Origin of the sequence: Methanoregula sp. (genome assembly GCF_002835825.1) — an archaeon.
GTDB lineage: Archaea > Halobacteriota > Methanomicrobia > Methanomicrobiales > Methanospirillaceae > Methanoregula.
In genome coordinates this window covers 1-1,194 of the sequence record NZ_PIZH01000640.1, presented here as the reverse complement: position 1 = coordinate 1,194, position 1,194 = coordinate 1, and the positions used below count along the sequence as shown (strand labels likewise).

The 1,194-nt window shown below is 56.0% G+C and carries 1 protein-coding gene; it reads left to right on the top strand.

The genetic code is table 11. The features are described 5' to 3' along the window. The first annotated feature begins 234 nt into the window (after window positions 1-234). On the top strand, window positions 235-1,098 hold the full coding sequence (locus CW742_RS14040) for a type II CAAX endopeptidase family protein (protein ID WP_292421445.1): 864 nt from the start codon (window positions 235-237) through the stop codon (window positions 1,096-1,098). Window positions 1,099-1,194 lie beyond the last annotated feature (96 nt).

The window sequence follows — 1,194 nt, the reverse complement described above, 5'->3', positions numbered from 1 at the left end:
ATTCCCTGCCCTCCCCCCAGGTACCTTCCGGTTTCCCGCAAGGCATACCCGGATCTCACAGGGAACATCCATTCGTATATTTTCTTGACAATCCGGAAACCACGAACGCCAATGAAGAAAAAACAATGAGGAAACAAGCATCAGGGAGTTCATTGTCGTTCCTGCGCACGTACGCCTCATCGTTTCGCACCATATTCCCGATATTATATAATGATCCTTCACACATTCAGGTATATGGCTGAACCGGCCCATACCCCTTTGACAACAGACCCGAAACGGGTTGTCTGTGCGTACCTCGTCCTCACGTTCGCGCTCTCGTCAATCTTCTGGTATTTGATCATGGCAAAGCCGCAGTTCGCGGTGGACTCCGGCCTCCTCCGGCACTCGGTCTTTCTCCTGATGTGGTGCCCGGCGGTTGCCGCGATCGCGACCCGGCTGTATTTCCAGCGGAACCTGGACGGCTTCGGGTTTACGATCGGCAGTCTTCGCTGGTGGCTCCTTGCAGCCCTCATCCCCATCGCGTACGGGCTCGTGATGTTCGGGACCGGGTGGATTACCGGGATCGCACCATTCTTGCCGGAGAAGGCAGCAGCCATGCTCGCCCTGCCAGCGCTTGAAGCGGTCCTGATCGCAATCTGCTCAAACATTGTCTCGGCAACGGGCGAGGAACTGGGGTGGCGGGGCCTTCTTGTCCCGGAGCTTGGCAGGTTTGCGGACTTTACTACGCTTGCCGTCATCTCGGCGTTCATCTGGTTCTGCTGGCATGTGCCGGTCATGCTCGCCGGGGGATACCAGGGATCGGGCGGGCTCGTGTACTCGATGGTCGTGTTCTTCCTTGCCATGATCGGCGGCTCCACGCTCTTTGCCTGGATCCGGCTCCGGTCCGGCAGCATCTGGCCGGCCGTGATCCTCCATGGCGTTGACAATTATTTCATCCAGCACTTTTTCCCTATCCTTACTGCAACAACCGTGGCGGGTGGTGCAATGCTGGGCGAGTTCGGGTGGTTCTCTGTGCTGGTCAGTGTCATCATTGGTCTCATCTGCTGGCACTTCCGTTACCTGCTGCCCAAGATGCCGAAGCCGGAGGGCGGGCTGTAACGGGGGAGGTGCGGATTTTTCTGCACTGAGAAATTACACGATAAAGATAGCGAATACAATTTTTTTTAAAAATCCTGCAAAAATATCAGCCAAATC

What these genes read in the sequence shown, in the direction of transcription:
- CW742_RS14040 (WP_292421445.1), top strand. Translation starts at nt 235, where the DNA reads ATGGCTGAACCGGCCCATACCCCTTTGACAACAGACCCGAAACGGGTT.